Here is a 26,141-nt window from a genome sequence, read left to right as displayed (position 1 = left end):
GGTCGCGCCGACCCGGCGCCCTACCCAGCACCCGAGGAGCACCGTGAACGACACCGACATCACCATCGTGGGCAACGTCGTGGACACCCCCCGCCGCAACCGGCTGTCCAACGGCTCGGTGACCAACTTCCGGATGGCCTCCACCGCCCGCCGGTTCGACCCGGAGGCCAAGGACTTCGTCGACAGCTCGACGTTCTGGATCGACGTCGCCTGCTGGGGCGAGCTGGGCGGCAACGTCTCGCGCAGCGTCAGCAAGGGCGACCCGGTGATCGTCCGGGGGTTCATCTCCACCGACTCCTGGGAAACCGAGGCCGGCCGGCGCAGCGCCTCCAAGGTCCGGGCCGTCGCGGTCGGGCTGAACCTGGCCCGCGGCCACGCCGACTTCCACAAGCAGGCCCGCACCGTGCCCGCGGCCGGCGCGCCGGCCGCCGAAGAGGCGCTCGAGGCGCCGCCGGATGCGGGGGAGGAGTCGTTCGACGACCTCTCCGACCGGTCCACGGACTACGTGGAGGCCTCCGCGGCGTTGTACCCGACGACCGCCGACGACCTCGTCGCCGAGCGGGCTCCGGAGCCGACGCTGACGTGAGCCCGCCTGGCTGGGAGGATCGGAGGTGAGAACGCAGGGGGCGGGGCCCGCTGCCCCGGTGCACGCCCGGCCCCGCCCCCCAACTCACGAAGCGACGGAAGGCTCCCACTCAGTGGCCCAGTACATCTACTCCATGGTCCGTGCACGCAAAGCGCACGGCGACAAGGTGATCCTCGACGACGTCACCCTGGCGTTCCTGCCCGGCGCCAAGATCGGCGTCGTCGGCCCCAACGGCGCCGGCAAGTCGACCGTCCTCAAGATCATGGCCGGCATGGAGACCGCTTCCAACGGCGAGACGATGCTGGCCCCCGACGCCACGGTGGGGATGCTCCAGCAGGAGCCGCCACTCAACGAGGACCTCGACGTGCGCGGCAACGTCGAGGAGGCGGTCAAGGACCTCCGTGCGGCGCTGACCCGCTTCGAGGAGGTCAGTGCCGCCATGGGCGAGCCCGACGCCGACTTCGATGCGCTGCTGGCCGAGCAGGGCGAGCTGATGGAGGTCATCGAGAACGGCGAGGGCTGGGAGCTCGACGCCCGTATCGAGCAGGCGATGGACGCGCTGCGCTGCCCGCCGGGTGACGCCGACGTGAGGGTCCTGTCCGGTGGTGAGCGGCGCCGCGTCGCGCTGTGCAAGCTGCTGCTCGAGGCACCCGACCTGCTGCTGCTCGACGAGCCCACCAACCACCTCGACGCCGAGAGCGTCGCGTGGCTGGAGGCGCACCTGGAGAAGTACGCCGGCACCGTCGTCGCCGTCACCCACGACCGGTACTTCCTGGACAACGTCGCCCAGTGGATCCTCGAACTCGACCGGGGCCGCGCGTACCCCTACGAGGGCAACTACTCCACCTACCTGGAGACCAAGGCGACCCGGCTGAAGGTCGAGGGTGCCAAGGACGTCAAGCGCGCCAAGCGGCTCAAGGACGAGCTGGAGTGGGTGCGCTCGGGCGCCAAGGCCCGGCAGGCCAAGAGCAAGGCCCGGCTCGCCCGGTACGAGGAGATGGCCGCGGAGGCGGACAAGTTCCGCAAGCTGGACTTCGAGGAGATCCAGATCCCGCCGGGCCCGCGGCTGGGCAGCGTCGTCATCGAGACCAAGGACCTCACCAAGGGGTTCGGTGAGCGGGTGCTGATCGACGATCTGTCGTTCACCCTGCCGCGCAACGGCATCGTCGGGGTCGTCGGCCCCAACGGCGTCGGCAAGACCACGCTGTTCAAGATGCTGGTCGGCGAGGACAAGCCCGACGACGGCGACATCAAGGTCGGCGAGACCGTCAAGGTCGCCTACGTCGCGCAGGACCGCAGCGGCATCGACCCGGCCAAGAGCCTGTGGGAGGTCGTCTCCGACGGTCTGGACCACATCAAGGTCGGCAACGTGGAGATGCCGTCCCGGGCCTACGTCTCGGCGTTCGGGTTCAAGGGCCCGGACCAGCAGAAGAAGGCCGGCGTGCTGTCCGGCGGTGAGCGCAACCGCCTGAACCTCGCGCTGACCCTCAAGCAGGGCGGCAACCTGCTGCTGCTCGACGAGCCCACCAACGACCTGGACACCGAGACGTTGACCAGCCTCGAGGGCGCGCTGCTCGAGTTCCCCGGCTGCGCCGTGGTCGTCAGCCACGACCGCTGGTTCCTCGACCGGGTGGCGACGCACATCCTGGCCTACGAGGGCGACTCGAAGTGGTTCTGGTTCGAGGGCAACTTCGACGACTACGAGAAGAACAAGGTCGAGCGGCTCGGCATCGACGCCACCCGGCCGCACCGCGCCACCTACCGCAAGCTCAGCCGCGACTGAACAAGGACCCCCTTGCCCCCCGGCACTCGCAAGCTCGTACCGGGACCCTGCAAGGGGGCCGTTCCAGCACGTCGCCTTCGGCCGGTCGGAGCACCCGCTCCGGCCGGCCGCCGTCGTCACAGCGACTGGAACCGGGCGACGAAGCGCCGCTGTGCGCGGGTCTCCACGGCGCGCGGGCGGTACCCGCGCCGCACGTACCCGACGGCGTCGGCGGCGGGCACCCCGTCGAGGACGGCGAGGCAGGCCAGTGCCGTCCCGGTCCGGCCGGTGCCGCCCCGGCAGGCGACCTCCACGCGGTCGTCCGCGGCCCGGGCCAGCACCTCGAGCAGAGCGGCCCGCAGGTCGGCCGGGTCGGCCGGCAGCCGGAAGTCCCGCCACCGCACCCACCGGCTCGCCCAGGGCACCATCGGTGGCCTCGCCAGCAGGTAGAGCCCCCACTCCGGCTCGGGCCCGGCGGGCGGCGGCCGGACCACCGCGCGCCCGCGGACGGCCCGGCCGGAGGGCAGCACCAGCAGTCCCGGCGTCCCCGGTTCCCAGAGCTCGCCCACGCCCGCACGGTAGGGCCGGTGCGCGCCGTCCGCGGCGGTGCGGCAGGGTGGGCGCCGTGAGGCACACCGTCGCCGTCCCGATGCGCTGGTCGGACATGGACGCCTACCAGCACATCAACAACGTCGCCTTTCTCGGCTACTTCGAGACGGCCCGCGTCGACCTGTTCTTCGACCAGCCCACCCACGACGAGAAGACCGGCCTCCGCCGGGGCATCGTCGTCGCCAAGCACGAGATCGCCTACAAGCGTTCGGTGGAGTACGACGCCGAACCGCTGCAGGTGCAGATCTGGGTGTCCGGCATCCGGGCCGCCGCGTTCACCTGCCACTACGAGTTGTTCGACCACGGGCAGCTCGCCGTCACCGGCAGCACCCTGCTGGTCCCGGTCGACTTCGCGATCAACCGCCCCCGCCGGCTCACCCCGGAGGAGAAGGTGTTCCTCGACCGCTACCTGGACGACGACGCCGCCCCCGCCTGAGTCCCCCCGTGCTTGAGCCCGAAAAAGCGCGCGTGCCTGAGCCCGAGAAAGCACGGAGGGAGGCGGGTCAGTCGGGGAGGGCGACGACCCGGGCCACCGGCCGGTCGGTGCCCACCGGGGCGCCGCGGCGGGCCGCCTCCTCATCGGACACCAGCGCGACGGCGGCCCCCTCGGCGATCATGCCGCCGGCGTACACCGCCGCATTGACCCCACCGCGGCTGGCCAGCGCCTTCACCAGCGTGGCGCCGGTGAGCCGTTCCAGGTGGGTGCACGGCGGGCAGCGCTTGGACCCGAAGAGCAGCACGTTCCCGACGGTGAAGAAGCGGCCGACCAGTGACGGCAGGTCGATCCCGGACGTGACCACGTTGCGCCGGGTCTGACCGGGCGTCAGTTGCGCTCCGGCCTCGCGCGCGGCCGCGGCCACCTCGGCGGCGTCGATCAGCGTCACCTGTTTCTCCAGCTGCGGGTACCGCGCCCAGGTGCCGCCGCCCAACGCGTAGCGGTCCCCGGCCAGGCCCACTCCGGGCAGCGCGGCCACCGCGGGCCGGCGGACCATCGGCGCCGCCGCCACCGGCGCCGTCCAGATCTCCAGCACGCGACCGGTCACCGGTCCCTCCTCCGCCGCCGGGGGAGCGGCTCGTCGTCGGCGCCGCGGGCGTCCAGCGCCTCCGCGGTCGTGTGCGCCATCTGCAGCACCTGCACCAGCAGCGGCACCACCAGGACGGTCAGCCGCCGGGCGCCGCCGCGGGCGGCCTGCGCCTCCCGGATGCGGGCGGCCCGCTCGGCGATCAGCGGGATGAACCGCAGCGTCATGGCGATGACCAGCCCGATGCGCGCCGGCCGGACGCCCACCCAGCGCAGCGGCGAGCAGATCCGCTCCACCACGTCGACCAGCTCGGTCACCCGGCTGGTCGCGGTCACCACCGCAGCGGCAAGCACCAGGGTGAGCAGCCGGCTCACCGCGAGAGCGCCGGTGGCCGCGTCGGTGACCAGCAGGTGGACGACGAACAGCGCTGCCAGCCAGATCAGCACCGGGCGCACCTGGGCCCACAGCACCCGCACCGGGAGGCCACCGAGCCCCAGGCCCACGGCGAGCACCCCGGCCAGCGCGCCGCCGACGAGGTACAGCCGCGGCACCACGAACAGCAGCACGCCCAGCGCCGCCAGCACCAGCAGCTTCAGTCCGGCCGGTGCGCGGTGCACCGGGCTGGGCACCGGGTGGTACAGCGCGAGGGTCACGCCATGCTCGCCAGATAGGCGGCGACCGATTCGGCGGGCGGCCCGTCGGCGACCACCCGGCCGGCGGCGAACACCACCACCCGGTCGAACCCGGCCAGCAGGTCCAGGTCGTGCGTGACGACGACGACGTCCTGCTCCAGCTCCGCGACCACCCGGGCGATCCGCCGCTTGTTGGCCAGGTCCAGCAGCGTCGTCGGCTCGTCGAACACCACCCGCAGCGGGCGCATCACCAGTACCCCGGCGATGGCCAGCAGCTGCTTCTGCCCGCCCGAGAGCAGGTGCGCCGGGTGGTCGGCGTGCCCGGCGAGGCCGTAGCGGTCCAGCACCTCGGCCACCCGGACGGCGCGCTCCTCGGCGGGCACGCCCTGGTTCTGCAGCCCGAAGGCGACGTCCTCGGCGACCGTGGGGTGCACGATCTGGGCGTCCGGGTCCTGGAACACGAAGCCCACCCGCCGGCGGACGGCGCGCAGGTCGGTGCGGGTGTCCAGGCCGTCGACGAGAACCTGCCCCTCGGTGGGCAGCACCAGCCCGTTGAGCAGCCGGGCGAACGTGCTCTTGCCCGAGCCGTTTCCCCCGATCACCCCGATCCGGTGCTCGGCCAGGGTCAGCGTCACGTCGTGCAGCACCGGCCGCTCGCCGTACGCGTGGCCGACCCGGCGCACTTCGATCGCCGTCCGGGGCACTGCCGCGGCGACCGCGGCGGGGGTGCCGCGGCGTCTCCAGCCGGTCACCGGCGGACGGTGCCGAGCACGGTCAGCCCGTCACCGGACGACGGCGGGCCGGCAGCTCGATCACCGGGTAGGCCTTGTGCACCGCCACCGCCACCACCGAGGCGAGCACGCCCTTGACGATGTCGCCGGGCACGAAGGTCATCGAAGAGGTGAACGACGTCGCCAGGGAGACGTCGGCGAAGAACGTGGTCAGCGGGATGGCGATCGCGTAGATGACCACCACCCCGCCGGCCAGGTTCGCCAGCAGCGACCAGGCGAGGTTGAACCGCCGCCAGGTCAGCTGGGTGAGCGCCCCGACGACGAACGCCGCGACCGGCCAGCTGTAGAGGAAGCCGGCGGTCGGCCCGGCGAAGACGCTCAGCCCGCCCCGGCCGCCGGACAGCACGGGCGCCCCCACGGCGACCACCGCCAGGAAGACGAGGAGTGCCAGCCCACCCCGCCTGGCCCCCAGCACCGAACCGGCGAGCATCACCCCGAGGGTCTGCGCCGTGATCGGCACCGGGAACCCGGCCACCGGTACCGGGGGAACCAGGCCGAGCACGGCCACCAGGGCGGCGAACAGCGCGACGTAGGCGAGGTCCCGGGTCTTCACGGGGCCGGAACGTACCGGACCGCGCCGTCCGCGATACCGACGGCGGCCCGGCTCAGGGGTGCAGCCACACCGCGGCGTCGTCGGGCAGGTACCTCTCGACCACGGGCTCGCTGGCCAGCAGCACGTCGCCCGCAGGGACGGGTACGGGTGCCCCGGAGAGGTTGACCAGGCAGACCAGGCCGCCGGGGCGGCGGAACGCCAGACATCCGGTGGGTGCCGGTAGCCACTGCAGATGGTCCCCGGCGCAGAACGGCGACGAGCGGCGGATCGCCAGTGCCCGTCGGTACAGCGACAGCATCGACCGGTGGTCCCGGGTCTGCGCCTCCACGGTGAGCGCGGCCCAACCGGCCGGCATCGGCAGCCAGGTGTCCGACGAGGTGGAGAACCCGTACGGCGGGCTGTGTCCGCCCCACGGCATCGGCACCCGGCAGCCGTCCCGGCCGCGCTCGGTGTGCCCCGATCGTGCCCAGATCGGGTCCTGCAGCACCTCGTCGGGCAGGTCGACGTCGGGCAGGCCGAGCTCGTCGCCGTTGTACACGTACGCCGCACCGGGGAGGGCCAGCTGCAGCAGCACGGCCGCCCGAGCCCGCCGCGTACCGAGCTCGCCGCCCCCGTAGCGGGTCACGTGCCGCGGCCGGTCGTGGTTGGAGAGCACCCAGCACGCCGGGGCGGGGGTCGAGGCGACGGTGGCGAGGGAATGGTCGATCGCCGTCCGGAGCTCGTCGCGGCCCCACGCGGCGGTGAGGAGCTTGAAGTTGAAGGCCAGGTGCAGCTCGTCGGGGCGCAGGTACTCGGCCAGCCGGGCGTCATCGGCGACCCAGACCTCGCCCACGGCCATCGTGCCGGGGTAGCGGTCGAGGACGGCGCGCACCCGGCGGTGCACGAGATGGACCTCGTCCTGGTCGAAGCGGTGGTCGCCGGGGCCGTGGTCGGCGAGCAGGCCGGTGTCCTCCATCGGCACCATGTCCGGCAGGCCGGTGGGCTTGGCCATGCCGTGCGCGACGTCGATCCGGAATCCGTCGACGCCGCGGTCCAGCCAGAACCGCAGTGTCTCCTCGAGGTCCTCGACGACCTCGGGGTTGGTGAAGTCCAGGTCGGGCTGCTCGGGGGCGAACAGGTGCAGGTACCACTGGCCGTCGGGCACCCGGGTCCACGCCGGTCCGCCGAACACCGAGGGCCAGTTGTTCGGCGGCTCGCTGCCGTCGGCGCCCCGGCCGTCCCGGAAGACGTAGCGGGCCCGCGCCGGCGATCCCGCGGGCGAGGCGAGCGCGTCGGTGAACCACTCCCGCTGGTGCGAGCTGTGGTTCGGAACTAGGTCCACGGTCACCTTGATGCCGCGCGCGTGGGCGTCGGCGAGGAGTGCGTCGAACCCGGCGAGGTCGCCGAAGACCGGCTCGACGTCGCGGGGATCCGCGACGTCGTAGCCGTGGTCGGCCATCGGCGAGGGGTAGAACGGCGTGATCCACAGCGCGTCGACGCCGAGGTCGGCCAGGTACGGCAACTGCTGGCGGATGCCGGCCAGGTCGCCGACCCCGTCGCCGCTGCCGTCGGCGAAGCTGCGGACGTAGACCTGGTAGAAGACCGCGTCGCGCCACCAGGGGGCGGCGGGCAGGGGCGGGGTCTCGCTCAGCGGACGCTCCTCGGAAGTCTGTGTGCACGTGCGGCCCCGCTGCAGGGGCCCGCCGCGAGCTTGCGAGTGGCGGGGAGCAGTGGGGCCCTTATCGGTTCTGCATGCTGTGTGCAGCCATCTCGAGGTAGCCCCACAGCGTCGCGTGCTGCTCGGCGGGAAGCTCCAGGGAGTCGACCGCCGCCCGCATGTGGGTGAGCCAGGCGTCGCGCTCGACCTCGCCGATGGCGAACGGCGCGTGGCGCATCCGCAGCCGCGGGTGGCCGCGGTGCTGCGAGTAGGTGGTGGGGCCGCCCCAGTACTGCTCCAGGAACGTCCGCAGGCGGGCCTCGGCGCCCTCCCAGTCGTCGGCCGGGTACAGCGGGCGCAGCACCGGGTCCTCGCGGACGGCGGCGTAGAAGCGCGCGACCAGGGCCCGGAAGGTGGGCGCGCCACCGACCTCGGCGTAGAAGCTGCGCGCCGAGGGCAGTGACCGGCTCGTCTCGCTCATGCCTCCGATCGTCCCTCAGCGGCGCTCCCCGGGCGCACGGGGGCACCCTGGCCGTCCGGCACGGAGCTGGGGACGGCGGCCCGCGGGGCGTCGTCCGGTCCGCGGACGTCGTCCCCGGCTTGCGGGGGGTTGCGCCGTAGCGCGGCGAGCGGCCGGAGCACCGCCAGCAGCCCCAGTGCCCCGCACAGCGCCACCACCGTGCCGGGTGCCAGCGCCTCGGCGCCCAGGCCGGCGAGGACGACGCCGAGGCCCTGCACGCCCGACAGGCCCGCCACGGCGACGCCGAACGCCCGGCCGCGGTAGGCGCTGGGCACCGCCTGCACGAATGCGACGTTCAACGGGATCGAGCACGCCCCGCCCACACCGGCGAGGAAGAACAGCACGAGCACGAGCACGAACGACGCGGTGCCACCTCCCAGCCAGACGGGCACCAGCCCGGCCAGCAGCACCCCGCCCAGCGAGAGCCCGACCAGCGGGCCCAGCAGCCGGGCGCGCAGCTGCGGTGGGCAGAGCCGGCCGACCAGCAGGCCACCCACGACGGAGCCGGCCGGGTTGGCCGCCAGCAGCAGGCCGGCGGCCGATGCGGGCTCCTGCAGCTGCAGCGCCAGCGGGGTGGCGATGCCCTCCGGTGCGTTGGCGAACAGCGCGGCGACCCACAGCACGCCGACGAGGGCCAGCAACCGGGGCCGGCCGACGATGAACCGCAGCCCGCTGCCGGCGTCGCTCCAGATCGAGCGCACCTCGCCGGGGCCGGGGGGCGCGGCGGGCGCGGGCCGGCGCTGCAGCCCGCGGGCCAGCCAGGCCGCCGAGACGGCGAAGGTGCCCGCGTCGATGAGCAGGGCGGCCGACGGGGACAGGAGCACCAGCAGCGCACCGCCGAGCAGGAAGCCGATCAGCTGGGACAGCTGCAGGCCGATCCCGGTCAGCGACGTGGCGACGGCGTACCGGTCGCCCTCCAGCACGTCGGCCATCAGCGCCGCGCGGGCGGCCTCGAACGGTGGCGCACACACCGAGACCAGCAACAGCAGTCCGAGCAGCACCGGCAACGGGACGCCGGGCAGGGCCATGGTCGCCACCAGCACGGCGCGGGCCACGTCGCTGGCGATGAGCACCCGGTGCCGGGGGAGCCGGTCGGCCAGCGCGGCGAGCACCGGCCCGCCGAGCAGCCAGGGCAGGTAGCTGATCGCGAACGTGGCCGCCGACAGCAGCGGGGACCCGGTGCGCTGGTAGACGAGCACCGTGAGGGCCACCCGGGCGAGCTCGTCGCCGACGGTGGACAGCAGGTAGGAGCCGAACAGCGGGCGGAACTCCCGGACGGCGAACACCTCGCGGAACGTCGCCGGGCGGCTGCGGCCCGCCGGGGAGGCTGCGCCCGGGCCGGGACGGGCGCGCGTCAACGGGGGCCTGCCTCCGTGCTGGTGCCGGCGCGCAGCAGGGGCTGGGGCGTCCGGATGCCCTCGGCGGCCAGGCGCTCCTTGAGGCGCATGCGTAGTTCCCGGCCGACGCGCCACTGGTCGACGTTGGTGGCCCGCACCAGCAGCCGCATCAGCACGCCTTCCGCGGTGATCTGCTCCACCCCTAGCGACTCGGGCTCGGCCAGCAGCATCGGCGACCACTCCTCGTCGGCCGCCATGGCGTCGGCCACCTCCTGCATCAGCCGGCGGCACAGGTCCAGGTCGGTGTCGTGGGCGACCGGCATGTCGACGACCACCTGGGCGTAGCCCTGACTGCGGTTGCCGACCCGCAGCACCTCTCCGTTGCGGACGTACCAGACCACACCGTTGATGTCGCGCAGCCGGGTGATCCGCAGGCCGACGGCCTCGACGGTGCCGCTGGCCTCACCCAGGTCGACGACGTCGCCGACCCCGTACTGGTCCTCGAGGATGATCCCGATCCCGGCGATGAAGTCCTTGACCAGGTTCTGCGCGCCGAAGCCGAGGGCCACGCCGATGACCCCGGCGCTGGCGATGATCGGTGCGAGGTTGATGCCCAGCTCACCGAGGACCAGGACCACGGCGACGCTCAGGACGACGATCGAGGCGAAGCTGCGCAGCACCGAACCGATCGCCTCCGCCCGCTGGCTGCGCCGGGCCACGATCTGCTCGAGGCCGTCGCGGTCGGCCTGCCGGACGCGGTTCCGCCACGGGCGCAGCACCGTGGGCACCGAGCCGGTGGCCGTGCGATCGGTGAGCCGGCGGATGGACCGGTGCAGCATCAGCCGGACCACGGCCGCCAGCACGACCACCAGCAGGATCGTGGCCGGCTTCTCGATCAGCGCGTCGGCGTTGGCCGCCAGCCAGTCCAGCCCGGACACGTCGTAGACGCGGGCGCAGAGCGAGGTCGCGTCGGCGGTGACACAGCTGGGGACCGCAGGAGTGCCCTCATCGGCGGCGATCACCGTCTGTGCGCTGCTCATGACGCGGAGTCTCTCAGGTCAGGTGGCCGTCCTCACCACCGCTACGGACCGGATGGGCGCCTCCCGGGCTTGCCTCGGCCCCGGCGGCCGGGGAGGTCACGAAACGGTCGAGGTCTCCGGATCGTCTTGGAGGTGGTGGGGACCCCGACTAGCGTCGGCGACCACTGGCCGTCCGGGGCACGGGGACCGCCCGTGCCGACGTGGCGGCCGACAGTTGTGGAGGACTTCGTGCGCCGGACGTGGACGATCCTGGCCGTGGTGAGTGCCATGGCGCTGGCCGGCTGTGGCGGAGAGGGCGACGGCGGCACCGCCGCCGAGTCGGGCGGTAGCGCACCGGGCGGCTCGGGAGAGGTGACGACCGTCCGCGTGGGGGCCATCCCCATCGTCGACGTCGCGCCGCTCTACCTCGGGCAGCAGGTCGGCATCTTCGAGGAGCACGGGCTGGAGGTGGAGCCGTTCCTGGCGCAGGGCGGGGCGGCCATCGTCCCGGCGGTGGTGACCGGCGAGGCGCAGTTCGGCTTCTCCAACATCACCAGCCTGCTGCAGGCCGAGGCCCGTAACATCCCGCTGGGACTGGTGGCCCCGGGGCCCGGCGCGACCGGTGACCCGGCGGACGACTTCGCCGCCGTGATCGTCGCCGCGGACAGCCCCATCCAGGACGCCGCGGACCTGGCGGGCCGGACGGTCGCCATCAACTCGATCAACAACATCAGCGACACGGTGGTGCGGGAGACGGTCCGGCAGGCCGGCGGTGACCCCGAGTCGATCCGCTTCACCGAGCTGGCCTTCCCGAACATGCCCGCCGCGGTCGCCGGCGGCCAGGTCGACGCGGCGTTCGCGGTCGAGCCGTTCGCCACGGTGGGTGAGAGCCAGGGGCTGCGCGCGGTGGCGTCGCCCTACACGCAGACCGACCCGGACCTGAGCGTGGCCGGGTACTTCACCTCCGACGCGTACGCCGCGGAGAACCCGGAGATCGTGCAGCAGTTCGCCGACGCGATGCGGGAGTCGCAGCAGTACGCCCTGGACAACCCCGAGGAGGTGCGCGACGTGCTGGGCACGTACACCGAGATCGCGCCCGAGGTGGCGGCCGAGCTGACGCTGCCCAACTTCCAGACCGAGATCAACCGGGAAGCCGTGCAGAAGCTGCTCGACCTCGGTGTGGCGGACGGCATCATCCCCGACGGCGTGGATCTGGCGAACATCTTCGTCGAGTAGGACACCCCGGCACATCTGGTTGCCGGGGCCGTCCGCGGACGGCCCCGGGAACCAGCGGTTCAGGCCTGCGGGGGTGCCGTCAGCCCGGTGTGCGCGGCGAGGAACGCCAGCTGGTCGGCGGCCAGCCCGACGGTGCGGCTGACCGCCCGGGCGCCGTGGCCCACCGACAGCTCGCGGCGCAGCACCACCGGCCGGTCGGAGGACGTGGCGTGCTGCAGCGCGGCGGCCAGCTTGCGGGCGTGCAGCGGGTCGACCCGGGTGTCGGACTCGAAGGTCGTAAGCAGCACCGCCGAATAGGCGGTGCCCTCGACCACCCGGTGGTAGGGCGAGTAGGCCAGCAGCCAGCCCAGCTCGACCGGGTCGGCGGCGGTGCCGTACTCGTCGTTCCAGGTGCGGCCCAGCCCGAACAGCTCGTACCGCACCATGTCCAGCAGCGGGGCGCTGCAGACCACCGCGGCGACCAGGTCGGGCCGCCGGGTGAGCAACGCGCCGACCAGCAGCCCGCCGTTGGACCCACCCATCACCGCCAGCTGCGCCGGTGTCGTCCACCCCTGCACCACCAGGTGCTCCCCGGCCGCGGCGAAGTCGTCGAAGACGTTCTGCTTCCGCTCGCGCATCCCGGCCCGGTGCCACTCCTCGCCGTGCTCGGAGCCGCCGCGCAGGTTGGCCACCACCCACACCCCGCCGGCGGCCACCCAGGTCAACGCCTGAGCGGTGTAGCCGGGGGTGAGGGAGACGTTGAAGCCGCCGTAGCCGTAGAGCACCGTGGGTCGCGGGGTGCCGGGTGCCGGGTGGGCGGGGGAGGACGGAGCCGAGATCACGAACAGGTGCACCGGCGTTCCGTCGGCCGAGGTGGCGTGCGTCTCCACGACCTGCACGGCGGGGACGTCGCCGGCCACGGGCGCCCGCTCCCAGTCGTCGAGTGCGGTCGGTGTGCCGGCGTCCCAGCGCAGCACCGAGGGCGGCGTGGCGTAGTCGGTGTAGCCGATCCAGGCCGTGCTGCCACCCTCCGGCGGCGAGCTGACCCCCGACACGCTGCCCGCGCGCAGGCCGGTCACCTGCGCCGTACGGCCGCTGCCGTCCGCGGCCCACACCGACAGCCGGTCGGTGGCGTCGACGGCGTGCACGGCCAGCACGTGCAGGGCACCCTCCGGGCCGTCGACCAGGGCCACGTCGGACAGCACGCCGTCGGGCTGCTCGGGAACGACGTCGCGCCAGTTCGCCGGCGCCCAGCTCGCCGGGTCGGCCGGGTCGGCGACCGCCAGCCGGCCGCGCGGGGCGTCGCGGTCGCTGTGCAGCCACAGCCGGCCGTCGCGGCCCACCCAGGCCGAGGTCTGCGCGTCCACACCCACCTGCACCTCACGCAGGATGCCGTCCCCGGCGAGGTCGGCCAGCCACACGTCGTTCCGCGGCGCGGTGCCAACCGAGGCCGACACCACCAGCCAGCGCCCGTCGGTGCTGGTGCGCGCCCCGAAGTAGGTGGCCGGGTCGCTGCCCTCCCCGTGGACGAGGACGTCGGTGTCCGGGTCGCTGCCCACCCGATGGCGCCAGACCCGGCGGTGGAACTGCTCCTCGCCCGCCGGCACCAGCCCCGGCGCCAGCCGCCGGACGTAGAACAGCTCCGCACCCCCCGGCAGCCAGCCCACGGGGGAGTAGCGGCAGCGGTCGACCGGGCCGTCGAGCAGCTCCCCGGTGGCGACGTCGAGCACGAACAGCCGGGACTCCTCGTCCCCGCCGGTGGACAGCTGGTAGGCCAGCCGGTCGCCCTCCCAGGACGGCGACCACGCGTCGAGCGTCGTCGTGCCGGCCGGGTCGAGGGCCATCGGGTCGACCAGCACCCGGTGGGTGCCGTCGGGTTCGCGGACCCGCAGCACCGCGTGCTCCTGGCCGGGGTCACGGCGGGTGGAGAACGCCCGCCCGGCCCGCCAGACCGGCACGCCGACCGCCCCGGCGTGCACCAGCCGGGTGAGCCGCTCGGCGAACGAGGCCCGGCCCGGCAGGGCGGCGAGCAGCTCACCGGCCACCGCGTCCTGGCCGGCCGCCCACTCGACGGTGCGGGGATCGGCGGCGTCCTCGAGCCAGCGGTAGGGGTCGGCCACGGCGTTGCCGTGCAGGTCCTCGACCAGGTCCAGGCGGGGCGCGGGGGGAAGGGGCACGGGCCGACGGTAACCGGGGCCGCCGACGATTCGCCGTGCCACAGCACACCGCTGCAGGGCACTATGGGGCAGTCCCCGGGGCTGGTGTCGCACCCGGTGGTCCGGGGCACTCGGAGGTGTCCCGTGTCGATCACCAGACTCGGGTCGTCGGCGGCGGGCCATCCGGGCTCACGGCACGACCCGCATGCCGGTCCCCACGCGCCTGCCCCGGCGGCCGCGACCGCCGGTGCCACGTTGCTGCTCAACGCCACCTACGAGCCGTTGTGCGTGGTCTCCAGCCGCCGCGCGATCGTGCTCGTGCTGGGTGCCAAGGCCGAGACCGTCGACGTCACCGACGACGAGGTGCACGCCGAGCGGCTCACCCTCCCGGTGCCGATCGTCGTGCGGCTGACCCGCTACGTGCGGGTGCCGTACCCGGTGCAGGTGCCGCTGTCGCGGCGGGCGGTGTTCACCCGCGACGGGCAGACCTGCGTCTACTGCGGCGGGTCGGCCACCAGCATCGACCACGTCGTGCCGCGCAGCCGGGGCGGCACGCACACCTGGGACAACGTGGTGGCCGCCTGCCGGCGCTGCAACCACGCCAAGGCCGACCGCTTCCTCGCCGAGCTCGGCTGGTCGCTGCCCCGGCAACCCGGCGCGCCCAGCGGCGCCGCCTGGCGGTTGCTCGGACACCGCACCGTCGATCCCCGGTGGCACGCCTGGCTGGGCATGACCGAGCCGGTCAGCGCCTAGCGGCCCCCGTGCAGGGTCCCGCCGCGAGCGTGCGAGTGGTGGGGGGCACGGGGGTCCTTCTCCTTCCTCAGGTCACGCGGGCGCGCTCGGTCGGGTAGCTCTGGTGCGCACCGTCGGCGAGCACGGCGCGCAGCCGGTCCATGGCGTCCCAGACGTCGACGAACCGGGTGTACAGCGGTGCGGTGCCGAAGCGCACCCGGTCCGGGGTCCGGAAGTCGGGGACGACGCCGCGGTCGAGCAGCGCCTGGGTCAGCTGCCAGGCCCCCGGGTGCGCGAGGCTGACGTGCGAGCCGCGGCGGGCGGCGTCCCGCGGTGACGCGACGGTGACCCCGTGCCCGCTCAGCCACTCGTCGGCCAGCGCGATCAGCAGGCCGGTCAGCGCCTGGCCCTTGGCGGCCAGCCGGTCGATGCCGGCCTCGGCGACCAGCCGGGCACCCACCTCGACGGCGGCCATCGCCAGCACCGGGGGAGTGCCCACGGCGAACCGGTCGACACCGTCCGCCGGGTCGTAGGCCGCGCCCATGGTGAACTGGTCGCGCTGGCCGAACCAGCCCCAGATCGGCTGGCGCAGCTGCTCCTGCAGCTCGTGGCGCACGTAGAGGAACGCCGGCGCTCCGGGGCCGCCGTTGAGGTACTTGTAGGTGCAGCCGACGGCGAGGTCGGCGCCGGCCGCGGTGAGGTCGGCCGGCACCGCTCCGGCGGCGTGGCTGAGGTCCCAGAGGACCAGCGCGCCCGCCTCCCGGGCCAGCCGGGTCACCTCGGCGAGGTCGACCAGCGCGCCGGAGCGGTAGGCCACCTGGGACAGGACGACGACGGCGACCCGCTCGTCGAGCGCCTCGGCCAGCACGGCGAGGTCGAGGCCGGTGTCGATGTGTGCCTCGACCTCGCGCACGGTCATGCCGCGGGCGGCCGCGACGCCGGCCACGATGTATCGGTCGGTGGGGAAGTCGTCGGCGCAGCAGACGAGCACGTCCCGGCCCGGCCGCGCGTCGGCACCGGCCACCAGCAGCTTGTAGAGGTCGACGGACGTGGAGTCGCCGACGAGCACCTCGCCGGGCCGGGCGCCCAGGACGCCGGCGGCCAGCACGTCGCCGATCCGCCGGGACCGGTCGACCCAGTCGCGCCAGGAGCCGACCAGGCCGCGGCCCCACTCCTGCTCGACCACCCGGGACACCGCAGCGGGTGTCTCCGCCGGCAGCCGGCCGAGGGAGTTGCCGTCGAGGTAGAGCAGCCGGTCGGGGCCGTCGCCGTCGGTGCCGGTGAACCGGGCCCGGAAGCCGGCCAGCGGATCGGTGTCGTCGCGGGCGGCGGCCGCGGCGCGGGTCAGGTCCATGCCGCCATCCTCTCCTGCTCCTCCGGAGGGCTTTCGGTACCGGAAGCCCTCCGGTTAGCGTCCGGCCGTGACCTCCTCGCCCGGGACGCAGCTGCACGACCTCACCGCCCTGGAGCAGGCTGCCGCCGTCCGCGCCCGGGAGGTGAGCCCCACCGAGCTGGTCGAGCACGCCCTCGGCCGGGTCGAGGCCCTCGACGCAGAGCTCGGCGCCTTCCTCACGGTCACCCCCGGGCGGGCCCGTGCCGCGGCCGCCGTGGCCGACCGTGCGGTCCTGGCCGGCGGCGACCTCCCGCCGCTGCACGGCGTCCCGACCGCGATCAAGGACCTCAACAACACCGCCGGCGTGCGGACGACGTTCGGTTCCGCGGTGCTGTCCGCCTTCGTCCCCGACGTGGACGACGCCGTGGTCACCGCCCTCGCCGCGGCCGGGACGATCAGCCTGGGCAAGACCAACACCCCCGAGTTCGGCTTTCCCTGCTACACCGACAACGACCTGGTGGGCCCGGCCCGCTGCCCGTGGGATCCCTTCCGGCTGGCCGGCGGCTCCAGCGGCGGCGCGGCGGTCGCGGTGGCCGCCGGGATGGTGCCCTTCGCGCAGGGCTCGGACGGCGGCGGCTCCATCCGCATCCCGGCCGGCGTGAACGGGTTGTTCGGCATCAAGCCCAGCCGCGGCCGGGTCAGCAACGCGCCCTACAACTCCGAGGTGACCGGGCTGGGCGTGCAGGGGTCGCTGGCCCGCACCGTCCGGGACGCCGCGGCGATGCTCGACGCGATGGCCGGGCCGGTGACCGGCGACCCGTTCTGGGCGCCGCCGCTGCCGCCGGGGGAGACGTTCCTCGGCGCCGCCGACCGCCCGCCGGGCCGGCTGCGGGTGGGCCGGTACCTCGACCCCGGCATGCCCGGGGCCGAGATCGACCCGGAGGTGCGCGCCGCCTTCGAGGACGCCTCGACGCTGCTGGCCGGCCTCGGCCACGAGGTGGCGGACCTGCCGGGCCCACCGCTGACCCCGGGTGTGTTCGGGGCGTTCGAGGTGGCCTGGGCGCTGTCGGCAACGACGCTGCCGGTGCCCGCCGCGGCGGTGGCGCAACTGCGGCCGCTGACCAGGTTCCTGCGCGACCGCGGCCTGGCGCTGAGCGCGAGGGACGCCATGGAGGCGATGTTCACGCTGCGGCTCTTCGCCCGCCGGTTCATCGAGTCGACCAGTGGCTACGACGTCCTGCTCGCCCCGATCTGCACGCTGCCGCCGCGCCCGCTCGGCTGGTTCGACGGCGACGGGGCCGCGGATTTCGAGCGGCAGGCGCGTTACGCCGCGTTCCCGGCGGTCTACAACGTGACCGGCCAGCCGGCCGTCAGCGTGCCGCTGTGGTGGACCGCCGACGGGCTTCCCGTGGGCACGATGCTGGTGGGCCGCCCGGCGGACGAGGTGACCCTGATCAGCCTGTCCGCCCAGCTCGAGGAGGCCCGGCCGTGGGTGCACCGGCACCCACCGGCGTGGCGACCGGCTGCGCGGGCCGGTGATCAGCGGCCCCGGTAGATTGCCGCCATGCCCGTGATCGAGACCGTGCTCATCTACGGCGTCATCCCGCTGGCCATCTTCCTCGTGTTCGCCGCGCTGACGCTTCTCCCCGGCCGGGGCAAGGACAAGACCCGCTACCGCCCCGGGCAGCCCTGGGAGCACGAGGCGGTCTGGTACGAGCCGCACCCCGAGGCCGCCGGCGTCCACGCCGGTGGGCACGGCGACGAGCACGCCGACGGCTCCGGCCGGCCGGGCCTCGGCGCCACGGCCCGGTCCATCGGTGGGCAGCCGCACGAGCTGGCCGCACCGAGGCGCACCGCCGCCGGCGGCGCCCGCGGAACCTGGTGAGCCGGCGATGAGCACCGCAGCCGGCACCGCCCACGACCCCACGCCCCGCGGAGGCACCGCCCTGATGTCGCAGCAGAATCCCGACGGCGCGAGCGCCACCCGCGAGAGCCTCGGCTCGGTCACCGACGAGACCCACGAAGGGCCCTTCTCCTTCCGCGACCTGGCGCGGATCGACGAGGCGCTCACCATGTCCTCCCGGGAGACCGGGCTGTTCATCACCCTCTACGTCGGTGATCTCGGCTCGGACACCCGCACGACGGCCGAGGAGATGCACGGCCGGTCGGGGGCGGACCCGAGCAACAGCGTGCTGGTCGCCCTCTCGCCCGGCCAGCGGGTGCTGGAGATCGTCACCGGCACCGCCGCCGCCCGCCGGCTGCCCGACCGGGCCTGCGCACTCGCCGTCCTCTCCATGACCGGCCGGCTCGCCTCGGGAGACCTGGTCGGCGCGATCATCAACGGCCTGCGCCAGCTCTCCGACGCTGCCGGGCACCCGTCCAACCGCCACCACCACTAGGACCACGGCCCCACGGTCTGACGAGAGCCGGTGGCTGGCCGGGTGCGGGGCTCTCGTGTCTCCGAGAGCCGGTGGCTGGTTCCGCCGCCGCCGCGGAAGCGTTGGCCCCTACTCGGCCAGGTGTGCGGCCGGAGTAGCCGGTGCAGGGACAACGCCCCGCGGGGGCAGGGCCGGGAACGCACGAGCCCCGCGACGCCGGGCGGCGTCGCGGGGCCGTGGGACCGCGCGGGTGCTCAGCCCTCGGCGGCGTCCCGCTGCCGGGCGCGCAGCGCGCGGGCGACACCGTCGCGGCCCTCGGACACCAGCCGGCGCAGCGGCGCCGGGGCGGCCGCGTCGGCGAGCCAGGCGTCGGCCGCCGCGACCGTGCCGGGCTCGACGATCTTCGGGAACAGGTACTCGACGGCGTTCTTCGCGATCTCGCCCGGCCGGCGCTCCCAGAGCGCGCCGATGTCGGCGAAGTACCGCTCCACGTAGGGGCCGGTCAGCTCGGTCTGGGCCGGGTGCCAGAAGCCGGCCACCATCGCCTCGTGCACGGCGTTCGCGATCGACTCGTCGGTGAACGCCCGCTCCCAGGTCTCGGCCTTCGACCCCTCGGTCGGCCGCAGCGCCCGGGCGGTCGCGGCCCGCCGAACCCCGGTCGCGGTGGCGTCCCGCTCGGCCTCGGCGTCGATCTCGGCATCGCCGGCGGCCCCGATGGCGACCAGCCCGTTGAGGAACGCCCAGCGGGCGTCGGCGTCCACGGCCAGGCCCTCGACGGTTGCCGAGCCATCGAGCAGGCCGCGCAGCACGGCGACGTGCTCTTCGGTGCGGGCCGCGGCAGCCAGCGTGCGCGACCACTGCAGCTGTGCGTCGCTGCCCGGCTCGGCGGCGTGCAGCGCGGCGAGTGCCTTGTTGGCCAGCTGGGTCCAACCGGTGGATGCCCACGCCGGGTGGACGTAGGAGGCCAGCGCGGTCTGCACCCGGGCCAGCAGCGACTGGACGACGCTGATCTCGCTCTCCGCGTCGACGCCGGCGAGCACGAGCTGCACCCAGTCGCGGGCCGGGAGCTCGCCGTCGCGGGTCATGTCCCAGGCCGCCGACCAGCACAGGGCGCGCGGGAGGGAGTCGGTGAACTCACCGATGCGCGAGCGCAGCGTGGCCAGCGACCGGTCGTCGAGCCGGAGCTTGGCGTAGGTGAGGTCGTCGTCGTTGACCAGGACCAGGTCGGCGGCGGGGTGGCCGATCAGCTCGGCGACCTCGGTCTGCGGCCCGGCGACATCGAGCTCGACCCGGTGGGTGCGGGTCAGACCGTCGGGGCCGGCGGTGTAGAGGCCCACGGCCAGCCGGTGGTTGCGCAGCACCGGGTGCTCGGGCACCGCCGTCTGCAGGATGGCGAAGTCGCTGTACCGGCCGGACTCGTCGAGTGAGTAGACCGGGCGCAGCGTGTTCACCTGGCTGGTCTGCAGCCACTGCTCCGACCACTCCGACAGGTCGCGGCCCGAGGCCTCCGACAGCGGGCCGAGTAGGTCGGCGAGGGTCGTGTTGCCGTACTCGTGCTTGCGGAAGTACCGGCGGACCCCGGTCAGGAACTCGTCCCGGCCGACGTAGGCCACCAGCTGCTTGAGCACCGAGGCGCCCTTGGCGTAGGTGATGCCGTCGAAGTTCACCTCGACCGCGGCGACGTCGACCATGTCGGCGGCGATCGGGTGCGTCGAGGGCAGTTGGTCCTGGGCGTAGGCCCAGCTCTTCTCCGTGTTGGCGAACGTCGTCCAGGCCGTCGTGTACTCGGTCGCCTCGGCCTGGCAGAGCGTGGAGATGTAGGTGGCGAAGGACTCGTTGAGCCACAGGTCGTCCCACCAGCGCATGGTCACCAGGTCGCCGAACCACATGTGCGCGAGCTCGTGCAGGATCGTCTCCGCGCGCCGCTCGTAGCGGGCCCGGCTGGTCTTGGACCGGAAGACGTAGTCCTCCAGGAACGTCACCGCCCCGGCGTTCTCCATGGCACCGGCGTTGAACTCGGGCACGAAGAGCTGGTCGTACTTGTCGAACGGGTACGGGTAGTCGAACACCCGGTGGTAGAAGTCGAAGCCGGCCTTGGTGACGGCGAACAGCTCGTCGGGGTCGAGGTACCGGGCCAGCGACGCGCGGCAGTAGATGCCCAGCGGGATCCCGTCGTGCAGGTCGGTGACCCGCGCGTAGGGGCCGGCGACGAGCGCCACCAGGTAGGTGGAGATGCGCTTGGTCGGCGGGAAGTGCACCAGCTGGGCGCCGCCGTCGCCGGCCTCCAGGGTGCGGTCGCCGGTGTTGCTGATGACCTGCCAGTCGAACGGCGCCGAGACGTGCACCGTGAACGTCGCCTTGAGGTCGGGCTGGTCGAAGCAGGTGAACATCCGCTTGGCCTCGGCCGGCTCGAAGTGCGAGTACAGGTAGACCTGCCCGTCCTCCGGGTCGACGAAGCGGTGCAGGCCCTCACCGGTGCGCGAGTACCAGCAGTCGGCGTCGACGACGAGCTCGTTCTGCGCCGCCAGGCCGGGCAGCGCCAGACCGTGCTCCTCGGTGTAGCCGCTCACGTCGAGCTCGACGCCGTTGAGCGTGGCCGAGCGCACCCGGGCGGCGACCAGGTCGACGAAGGTGGCGGCGCCCGGGGTGCGGGCCGTGAAGCGGATCGTGGTGACCGAGCGGAACGTCTCCTCACCCGGGCGCCCGTGCCCGTCGGTCACGTCCAGGAAGAGGTCGTAGCTGGAGACGGCCAGCAGTGCGGCGCGGGCTGCGGCGTCATTCCGGGTCAGGTTGGGTACGGACACCGGAAGAGGTTCCCACGACCCGCCGACGAACTCGCCCGGTGCACCCGGAGCGGGGCTGCGGGAATGCCCCGCCGGAGGTGGGCCTTGCTGGCTGCGGCGTACCACTCCGGCCGGTGCCCGACCGGCCCGACCGACGAACGAGGACGAGGAGCACCACCGATGACCGAGGCAGTGCAGAGCACCCCCGTGAAGGCCCGCGTCGACTTCTGGTTCGACCCGCTGTGCCCGTGGGCGTGGCTCACCAGCCGCTGGGTGCTCGAGGCGGCGAAGGTCCGCGACATCGACCTGCACTGGCACGTGATGTCCCTGGCGGTGCTCAACCGCGGGCGCGACCTGTCCCCGGAGTACCAGGAGATGATGGCCAAGGCGATCGGCCCGGTCCGGGTCGCGGTCGCCGCCGCCCAGCAGCACGGCGAGGGCGTGCTCGGCGACCTCTACACCGCCATGGGCATCGCCCGGCACCACGACGGCCTGGAGATCGAGGACATCATCGTTCCCGCGCTGGCCAAGGTCGGCCTGCCCGCCGAGCTGGCCGACGTCGCCGGATCCACCGACTACGACGCCGCGTTGGAGAAGAGCCACCACGAGGGCATGGACCCGGTCGGCGACGACGTCGGCACACCGGTCATGCACATCGACGGCGTGGCCTTCTTCGGCCCCGTGATCAGCAAGGTGCCCACCGGGGAGGACGCCGGCAAGGCCTTCGACGGCGCCGTCCTGCTGGCCAACCTGCCCGACTTCTGGGAGCTCAAGCGGACCCGCACCGCCGGTCCCGACCTCGACTCCATCCCGGCCGACGCCCTCGAGCTCACCGGCACCCACTGAAGAAGGACCCCGCTGCCCCCCGCCACTCGCAAGCTCGCGGCGGGCCCCTGCAGCGGGGCCGCCGCGACGGGGTGCGGCATCCTGGGTGGGTGCCGCACCCTGTCCGTCAGCGAATCTTCATCACCGGCGCGAGCGCCGGCCTCGGCCGCGGGATGGCCCAGGCCTTCGCCGCGCGGGGCCGCGATCTCGCCCTGGTCGCCCGCCGGCTGGACCTGCTCGAGCAGCTCCGCGACGAGCTGCTGGCCGCCCACCCCGGCATCCGCGTCGTCATCGGTCAGGTGGACGTCGACGACCCCGACGCCGTCGCCACGGTCGTACCCCGGCTGGCCGCCGAGCTGGGCGGCGTCGACCGGTTCGTCGCCAACGCCGGCCTCGGCAAGGGCGCCCCGGTCGGCACCGGCCGGGCGCGGCCCAACCGCCAGGTGCTGGTCACCAACGTGCTGGGCACCCACGCCTGTTGCGAGGCCGCCGTCGCGCTGTTCCGCGCCCAGGGCAGCGGGCACCTGGTGGTCATCTCCTCGGTCGCCGGGGTGCGCGGCATGGGAAACACCCGGACGGCGTACGCCACGTCCAAGGCGGCGGGCGCCGTCCTCGCCGAGGGCATCCGCGCCGACCTGCTCGGGAACCCGGCGACCCGTGCCATCCGGGTCACCACGGTGCACCCGGGGTTCATCGAGACCGACATCAACGTGGGTCGCCGCGGGCCGCTCACCGTCGACCTCGCGACCGGGGTCGCCGCGCTGACCGCGGCGATCGAACGGGAGCCGGTGCGCGCCTACGTGCCCGAGTGGCCGTGGCGGCCGGTGGCCGGGCTGCTCCGCGTGCTGCCCCTGCCGCTGGTGCGCCGGCTGGCCTGAGGGTCAGAGCCGGGAACGCGCCGTCCGCCGGGTCGGCTCGTCGAACGGGAGCTCTGCCGTCCGGCCGGTGAGCCAGTCCGCGAGGAGGGCGAGCTCGTCGCGCTGGCCGGCGACGAAGGCGGCGCCGACCACGTCGCCGTGCCCGGGGACGACGGTTCCGCGGACCTGCCCGAGCACGGCGGTCAGCGTGGCCGGCCACTCCAGCGGGAAGGCGTCCTCCATCGCCGGCGGTGCGCCCTCCTCGACCAGGTCGCCGGCGAAGAGGACGTCGTCGACGGCGACCACCAGGTCGCCGTCGGTGTGCCCGCGACCCGGATGCGTCAGGGTCACCGTGCGGCCACCCACGTCCAGGAGGGTCACGGCATCGACCAGGGAGTCGGGCGGGTCGATCGGCGCCGCGGCCACCCGGTCGGCGCCCGGGTCGCCGGCCGCGCGCAGCTCCGCGGCCACCGTGCGGCGCTGCTGCTCACCGTCGGCGCGCAGGGACGCGGCGCAGCCCCGCGCCCCCCAGACCGCGGCCGGCCGGAAGGCGGCGTTGCCGAAGCAGTGGTCGTAGTGGGCGTGGGTGTTGACCACCGTCCACGGACGGGGGGTGACCGCCCGGACCGCGTCGGCCAGGTCCTGCCCCTGCCCGAGGTGGGCGCCGGTGTCGACCACCAGGCAGCCGCTCGTCCCCACGACCAGGCCGCAGTTGAGGTCCAGGTCGGTGTGCCGGCGGACGTACACCTGGTCGCCGACCTCCCGCCAGCCGGTCACGGGGAAGCCGCCGGGTTCCCCGGCGCAGCGGTGATCACCAGCAGATCCGCATCGGCCGGCCGCGGCTGTCCCTCGTGCCGTCACCGACGCACTCGGCGCGGCCCGCGGCCAGTCGCTGCGCCGACCAGGCCGCCGCGCAGGCGTCCAGCGCGTCGATCAGCGGCACCCGGGGTGGGGCGTCGGCCAGCGCCGTCTCGACCTCCATCACCGTACGCAGCGCCGTCAGCCGCTGCATGCTCCCGCTGGCCGTCCCCTTGCGGTCGGTGACGCCACCGAGCCCGTCGCGGAACGCCAGCTCGGGGTGCACCTCGACGACCCGGTCGGTCGGCGGGTCGCCGAGGGCGTCGTCGAGGTCGCGGATGGCGCGCACCAGCATGAACGCCTGCGCTGACGGCGCCCGCGGGGGAGACGTGGCGGCTCGGGACAGGGCGCGGGCCTCGGCGTAGTCGTCGGTGGCCAGGACCGCCCGCACCGGCGTGGGAAAGACCGAGCTCGCGGCACCGGCCCGGGCCAGCAACCGCCGCGCCACGATGTCGCAGGCCCGGGCGCCGTCCTCGGACAACCCGATCGGCATGTCGATCCCGACCACGTCCACGCCGGGGACGGCGAGCACCGCGGCGGCGTCCGGCAGCGCCAGCAGGCGCACCGTCCGGCCCTCGAGGAGGGCCCCCACCCAGGCGCTCCGCCAGCCGTCGACCCCGAGCACCGCCACCCGGGGAGCCTGACAGACTCGGGACCATGCGCGTCTTCCTCGGCACCGACCACGCCGGACTGGATCTGAAGGCCCAGCTGCTGCGGGCGCTGGCGGATGCCGGCCACGAGCCGGTCGACTGCGGCGCCTTCGAGTACGACGCCTCCGACGACTACCCGCCGTTCTGCTTCGAGGTGGGCGAACGGGTGGTCACCGAGCCCGGCAGCCTGGGCGTGGTCATCGGCGGGTCGGGCAACGGTGAGCAGATCGCTGCGAACAAGGTCCCCGGCGTGCGCGCCGCGCTGGCCTGGAACCGGGAGACCGCGGAGCTGGCCCGGCAGCACAACGACGCCAACGTGGTCGCCATCGGTGGCCGGCAGCACAGCGTCGAGGAGGCCACCGAGCTGGTGCTGGTCTTCCTGGCCACCCCGTTCAGCGAGGAGGAGCGGCACGTCCGGCGGATCGGGCTGATCGCCGACTACGAGCGCGACCGGCACCGCCCGGCCGGCGGGTTCCCCACCACCACCCCCTGAGCGGCCGGGGCTAGAACTCCTCCGGGCACCACGGCGACACCGGCCAGGACAACGCCGTCGAGGCCAGCGTGACCGCGCCCGGGCTGACCTCGGTCACCCGGCCGGCGGCCTGCAGCGTGGCCAGCGAGACCCCGCCGAGGTAGACCGCGGAGAGCTCCTCGATGCCCAGCACAATGTCCGGGTCGCGGTCGGTGCGGTCGCAGAAGGCGCCGGCCGGATGCCCCCACAGGTGCCAGCGCCCGTCGTTCCAGTCGCAGAAACGATCGCGCACCTCGACGACCAGGTCGATCCGGGCGGGGTACCGGCGGGCCGACAGGGCGCGGCCGACGTCGACCAGCCGCACCCACAGCGCGTCGGAGGGCTGGGCGTGCCAAGCCCTCGGGTCGGCGAGCAGGAACCGCAGCGGGTCGTCGGCGGGGGCCATGTGCGCCCGCACGGTGCGGACCAGGTCGATGCCCAGCAGATAGCGCCACAGCGCGGCGTAGCCGGCCGGTGTCTGCGCGCGGACCTCGCCGACGTGCAGCGTGCCGTCGGGCTCACCGCCGTCGGTCCACCCGGGGCGCACCCGGTAGGTGGCGAATCCGGTGATCTCGCCGTCGGCCTCGGTGTGCAGCACGTGCCGCCGCGCGCTGCCGCCGGCCCGTTGATCGGGATCGTCACGGAGCAGGCGGTCCCACCAGCGGTCGTCCCGGGCCAGGTCGCCCGGCACGAACCGGCGCACCCGCTCGTGGACCGCCGCGGCGGCCGGCCGGAACTCCTCGAGCTCGACCAGCCGGACCCGCCCGGTGCCGCAGTCGACGTCGGCCCGCAGCCGCAGCCGCTCGGCCGTGCCCGTCCAGCCACCGCGCCAGCTGGCCGGTGCGTAGCCGAACCGGCCGTAGATCGACGACTCGGCCGCCCACAGGGCGGCGACCGGCTCCCGCTCCTGCTCGTGCAGCTCGTCGAGCTGGCGGCGCATGATCGCGGTCAGCACGCCCTGGCGGCGGTGGGTGGGGGCGACGGTGACCCAGGTGATCCCGGCCGCCGGCACCACCGCGCCGGGCACCGTCAGCTCCCGGGAGTAGATGCCGGCGGTGGACACCACCTGGTCGCCGTCGAACAGCGCCAGCGAGCGGTCCAGCTCGGCGACCGGGGAGGGCACGTCGGCGTACGGGCCCGCTGGGTCCTGACCGAACACGTGGGACATGGCGCGGATGAACCGCGGCCACTCCTCGGCGGTGACGGGACGCAGCGGGTGCTCGGGATCGGCCACGGCAGCTGTCTACCGGCAGGGGACGACGATCCGCCAACCAGTTCCGCCGGGGGCCGTCCTGTCGGTGCCGCCTGCCACCATCGCGCCATGACCGGACAGCGACCGATCGGGGCACCGCGCACCGTTCCGGGCGGCGGTGACT

Annotated in this window: 26 protein-coding genes; 11 read left to right on the top strand and 15 right to left on the bottom strand. The window is 74.2% G+C overall.

Annotated elements, in window-relative coordinates:
• The first annotated feature begins 43 nt into the window (after positions 1-43).
• Positions 44-586, top strand: coding sequence for a single-stranded DNA-binding protein (locus tag ACYVG5_RS05515; RefSeq protein ID WP_222045645.1), 543 nt, complete (start codon positions 44-46; stop codon positions 584-586).
• A gap of 112 nt (positions 587-698) precedes the next feature.
• Positions 699-2,369, top strand: coding sequence for an energy-dependent translational throttle protein EttA (gene ettA, locus ACYVG5_RS05510; protein ID WP_222045643.1), 1,671 nt, complete (start codon positions 699-701; stop codon positions 2,367-2,369).
• Positions 2,370-2,485: 116 nt separating this feature from the next.
• On the opposite strand, the gene ACYVG5_RS05505 is transcribed toward ettA, so the two are convergent.
• Entirely contained in the window at positions 2,486-2,917 is a 432-nt protein-coding gene (locus ACYVG5_RS05505) for a protein-tyrosine phosphatase family protein (RefSeq protein WP_460683015.1), read from the bottom strand.
• 56 nt (positions 2,918-2,973) lie between these two features.
• On the opposite strand from ACYVG5_RS05505, the gene ACYVG5_RS05500 reads away from it, so the two are divergent.
• Positions 2,974-3,393, top strand: coding sequence for an acyl-CoA thioesterase (locus ACYVG5_RS05500; protein ID WP_222045640.1), 420 nt, complete (start codon positions 2,974-2,976; stop codon positions 3,391-3,393).
• Positions 3,394-3,460: 67 nt separating this feature from the next.
• Here ACYVG5_RS05500 and ACYVG5_RS05495 read toward each other — a convergent pair whose 3' ends face one another.
• From ACYVG5_RS05495 to ACYVG5_RS05460, 8 genes are all read right to left on the bottom strand, one after another.
• A complete protein-coding gene (locus tag ACYVG5_RS05495; protein WP_222045637.1) occupies positions 3,461-4,000 on the bottom strand; it encodes an MOSC domain-containing protein in 540 nt (179 codons plus the stop codon).
• Positions 3,997-4,632 (bottom strand): energy-coupling factor transporter transmembrane component T family protein, encoded by a 636-nt coding sequence (locus ACYVG5_RS05490; protein WP_222045635.1) that lies wholly within the window; start codon positions 4,630-4,632, stop codon positions 3,997-3,999. Before ACYVG5_RS05490 ends, ACYVG5_RS05495 begins: the two co-directional genes overlap by 4 nt.
• Positions 4,629-5,363: an energy-coupling factor ABC transporter ATP-binding protein gene (locus ACYVG5_RS05485; protein ID WP_222045633.1), complete on the bottom strand. Its 735-nt coding sequence runs from the start codon at positions 5,361-5,363 to the stop codon at positions 4,629-4,631. The genes ACYVG5_RS05490 and ACYVG5_RS05485 overlap by 4 nt, the downstream gene beginning before the upstream one ends.
• Positions 5,364-5,385: 22 nt before the next feature.
• Positions 5,386-5,955 (bottom strand): biotin transporter BioY, encoded by a 570-nt coding sequence (locus ACYVG5_RS05480; RefSeq protein ID WP_222045631.1) that lies wholly within the window; start codon positions 5,953-5,955, stop codon positions 5,386-5,388.
• 52 nt (positions 5,956-6,007) lie between these two features.
• Positions 6,008-7,567 carry a glycoside hydrolase family 13 protein gene (locus ACYVG5_RS05475; RefSeq protein WP_460683053.1) on the bottom strand — a complete coding sequence of 520 codons (1,560 nt, stop codon included), beginning with the start codon at positions 7,565-7,567 and terminating at the stop codon, positions 6,008-6,010.
• 106 nt (positions 7,568-7,673) lie between these two features.
• Positions 7,674-8,072 carry a globin gene (locus ACYVG5_RS05470; protein WP_222045628.1) on the bottom strand — a complete coding sequence of 133 codons (399 nt, stop codon included), beginning with the start codon at positions 8,070-8,072 and terminating at the stop codon, positions 7,674-7,676.
• Complete coding sequence (locus ACYVG5_RS05465) at positions 8,069-9,469, bottom strand: MFS transporter (protein WP_246629623.1); 1,401 nt, start codon at positions 9,467-9,469, stop codon at positions 8,069-8,071. The genes ACYVG5_RS05470 and ACYVG5_RS05465 overlap by 4 nt, the downstream gene beginning before the upstream one ends.
• Complete coding sequence (locus ACYVG5_RS05460; protein ID WP_246629622.1) at positions 9,466-10,488, bottom strand: mechanosensitive ion channel family protein; 1,023 nt, start codon at positions 10,486-10,488, stop codon at positions 9,466-9,468. Before ACYVG5_RS05460 ends, ACYVG5_RS05465 begins: the two co-directional genes overlap by 4 nt.
• A 228-nt stretch (positions 10,489-10,716) precedes the next feature.
• Between ACYVG5_RS05460 and ACYVG5_RS05455 the strand changes: the two genes are divergently transcribed.
• Entirely contained in the window at positions 10,717-11,703 is a 987-nt protein-coding gene (locus tag ACYVG5_RS05455; protein WP_460683014.1) for an ABC transporter substrate-binding protein, read from the top strand.
• A gap of 59 nt (positions 11,704-11,762) precedes the next feature.
• On the opposite strand, the gene ACYVG5_RS05450 is transcribed toward ACYVG5_RS05455, so the two are convergent.
• Positions 11,763-13,859, bottom strand: coding sequence for a prolyl oligopeptidase family serine peptidase (locus tag ACYVG5_RS05450; protein WP_222045624.1), 2,097 nt, complete (start codon positions 13,857-13,859; stop codon positions 11,763-11,765).
• Between the two features lie 123 nt (positions 13,860-13,982).
• On the opposite strand from ACYVG5_RS05450, the gene ACYVG5_RS05445 reads away from it, so the two are divergent.
• Positions 13,983-14,591 (top strand): HNH endonuclease, encoded by a 609-nt coding sequence (locus tag ACYVG5_RS05445; protein ID WP_460683013.1) that lies wholly within the window; start codon positions 13,983-13,985, stop codon positions 14,589-14,591.
• A 67-nt stretch (positions 14,592-14,658) separates the two neighbouring features.
• On the opposite strand, the gene kynU is transcribed toward ACYVG5_RS05445, so the two are convergent.
• Positions 14,659-15,924: a kynureninase gene (kynU, locus tag ACYVG5_RS05440; protein ID WP_222045620.1), complete on the bottom strand. Its 1,266-nt coding sequence runs from the start codon at positions 15,922-15,924 to the stop codon at positions 14,659-14,661.
• A gap of 67 nt (positions 15,925-15,991) precedes the next feature.
• Between kynU and ACYVG5_RS05435 the strand changes: the two genes are divergently transcribed.
• The 3 genes from ACYVG5_RS05435 to ACYVG5_RS05425 are packed head-to-tail and all read left to right on the top strand — an operon-like array spanning position 15,992 to position 18,302.
• Positions 15,992-17,458, top strand: a complete 1,467-nt coding sequence (locus tag ACYVG5_RS05435) for an amidase (protein WP_222045618.1) — start codon at positions 15,992-15,994, stop codon at positions 17,456-17,458.
• 9 nt (positions 17,459-17,467) lie between these two features.
• Positions 17,468-17,788, top strand: coding sequence for an aa3-type cytochrome oxidase subunit CtaJ (ctaJ, locus tag ACYVG5_RS05430; protein WP_222045616.1), 321 nt, complete (start codon positions 17,468-17,470; stop codon positions 17,786-17,788).
• A 7-nt stretch (positions 17,789-17,795) separates the two neighbouring features.
• The gene (locus ACYVG5_RS05425; protein WP_222045614.1) at positions 17,796-18,302 is read left to right on the top strand and encodes a DUF5130 family protein; all 507 of its coding nucleotides are present in this window, start codon (positions 17,796-17,798) and stop codon (positions 18,300-18,302) included.
• 233 nt (positions 18,303-18,535) lie between these two features.
• On the opposite strand, the gene pepN is transcribed toward ACYVG5_RS05425, so the two are convergent.
• Entirely contained in the window at positions 18,536-21,085 is a 2,550-nt protein-coding gene (gene pepN / locus ACYVG5_RS05420; RefSeq protein ID WP_222045613.1) for an aminopeptidase N, read from the bottom strand.
• A gap of 159 nt (positions 21,086-21,244) precedes the next feature.
• Here pepN and ACYVG5_RS05415 point away from each other — a divergent pair, with 159 nt between their 5' ends.
• On the top strand, positions 21,245-21,910 hold the full coding sequence (locus ACYVG5_RS05415) for a mycothiol-dependent nitroreductase Rv2466c family protein (RefSeq protein WP_222045611.1): 666 nt from the start codon (positions 21,245-21,247) through the stop codon (positions 21,908-21,910).
• Between the two features lie 89 nt (positions 21,911-21,999).
• Positions 22,000-22,767, top strand: coding sequence for an SDR family oxidoreductase (locus tag ACYVG5_RS05410; protein ID WP_222045608.1), 768 nt, complete (start codon positions 22,000-22,002; stop codon positions 22,765-22,767).
• A 3-nt stretch (positions 22,768-22,770) separates the two neighbouring features.
• Here ACYVG5_RS05410 and ACYVG5_RS05405 read toward each other — a convergent pair whose 3' ends face one another.
• Together ACYVG5_RS05405 and ACYVG5_RS05400 are read right to left on the bottom strand one after the other, a co-directional pair.
• Positions 22,771-23,523, bottom strand: a complete 753-nt coding sequence (locus ACYVG5_RS05405) for an MBL fold metallo-hydrolase (RefSeq protein ID WP_222045606.1) — start codon at positions 23,521-23,523, stop codon at positions 22,771-22,773.
• Positions 23,524-23,557: 34 nt separating this feature from the next.
• A complete protein-coding gene (locus tag ACYVG5_RS05400) occupies positions 23,558-24,235 on the bottom strand; it encodes a DUF429 domain-containing protein (protein ID WP_222045604.1) in 678 nt (225 codons plus the stop codon).
• A 26-nt stretch (positions 24,236-24,261) separates the two neighbouring features.
• Between ACYVG5_RS05400 and ACYVG5_RS05395 the strand changes: the two genes are divergently transcribed.
• Positions 24,262-24,747 (top strand): ribose-5-phosphate isomerase, encoded by a 486-nt coding sequence (locus ACYVG5_RS05395; protein ID WP_222045602.1) that lies wholly within the window; start codon positions 24,262-24,264, stop codon positions 24,745-24,747.
• Between the two features lie 10 nt (positions 24,748-24,757).
• On the opposite strand, the gene ACYVG5_RS05390 is transcribed toward ACYVG5_RS05395, so the two are convergent.
• Positions 24,758-25,999, bottom strand: coding sequence for a GNAT family N-acetyltransferase (locus tag ACYVG5_RS05390; RefSeq protein ID WP_222045599.1), 1,242 nt, complete (start codon positions 25,997-25,999; stop codon positions 24,758-24,760).
• Positions 26,000-26,141: the final 142 nt, after the last annotated feature.

This window comes from Modestobacter lapidis (assembly GCF_054780755.1).
Note: the sequence above shows the minus strand (reverse complement) of the source record. Positions and strands in the feature narration are given on the sequence as shown.

Excerpts from the sequence above, each read along its gene's own strand:
- ACYVG5_RS05470 (WP_222045628.1), bottom strand. The coding sequence starts at position 8,072 with ATGAGCGAGACGAGCCGGTCACTGCCCTCGGCGCGCAGCTTCTACGCC.
- ACYVG5_RS05460 (WP_246629622.1), bottom strand. The coding sequence starts at position 10,488 with ATGAGCAGCGCACAGACGGTGATCGCCGCCGATGAGGGCACTCCTGCG.
- kynU (WP_222045620.1), bottom strand. The coding sequence starts at position 15,924 with ATGGACCTGACCCGCGCCGCGGCCGCCGCCCGCGACGACACCGATCCG.
- ctaJ (WP_222045616.1), top strand. The coding sequence starts at position 17,468 with ATGCCCGTGATCGAGACCGTGCTCATCTACGGCGTCATCCCGCTGGCC.
- ACYVG5_RS05425 (WP_222045614.1), top strand. The coding sequence starts at position 17,796 with ATGAGCACCGCAGCCGGCACCGCCCACGACCCCACGCCCCGCGGAGGC.
- ACYVG5_RS05415 (WP_222045611.1), top strand. The coding sequence starts at position 21,245 with ATGACCGAGGCAGTGCAGAGCACCCCCGTGAAGGCCCGCGTCGACTTC.
- ACYVG5_RS05395 (WP_222045602.1), top strand. The coding sequence starts at position 24,262 with ATGCGCGTCTTCCTCGGCACCGACCACGCCGGACTGGATCTGAAGGCC.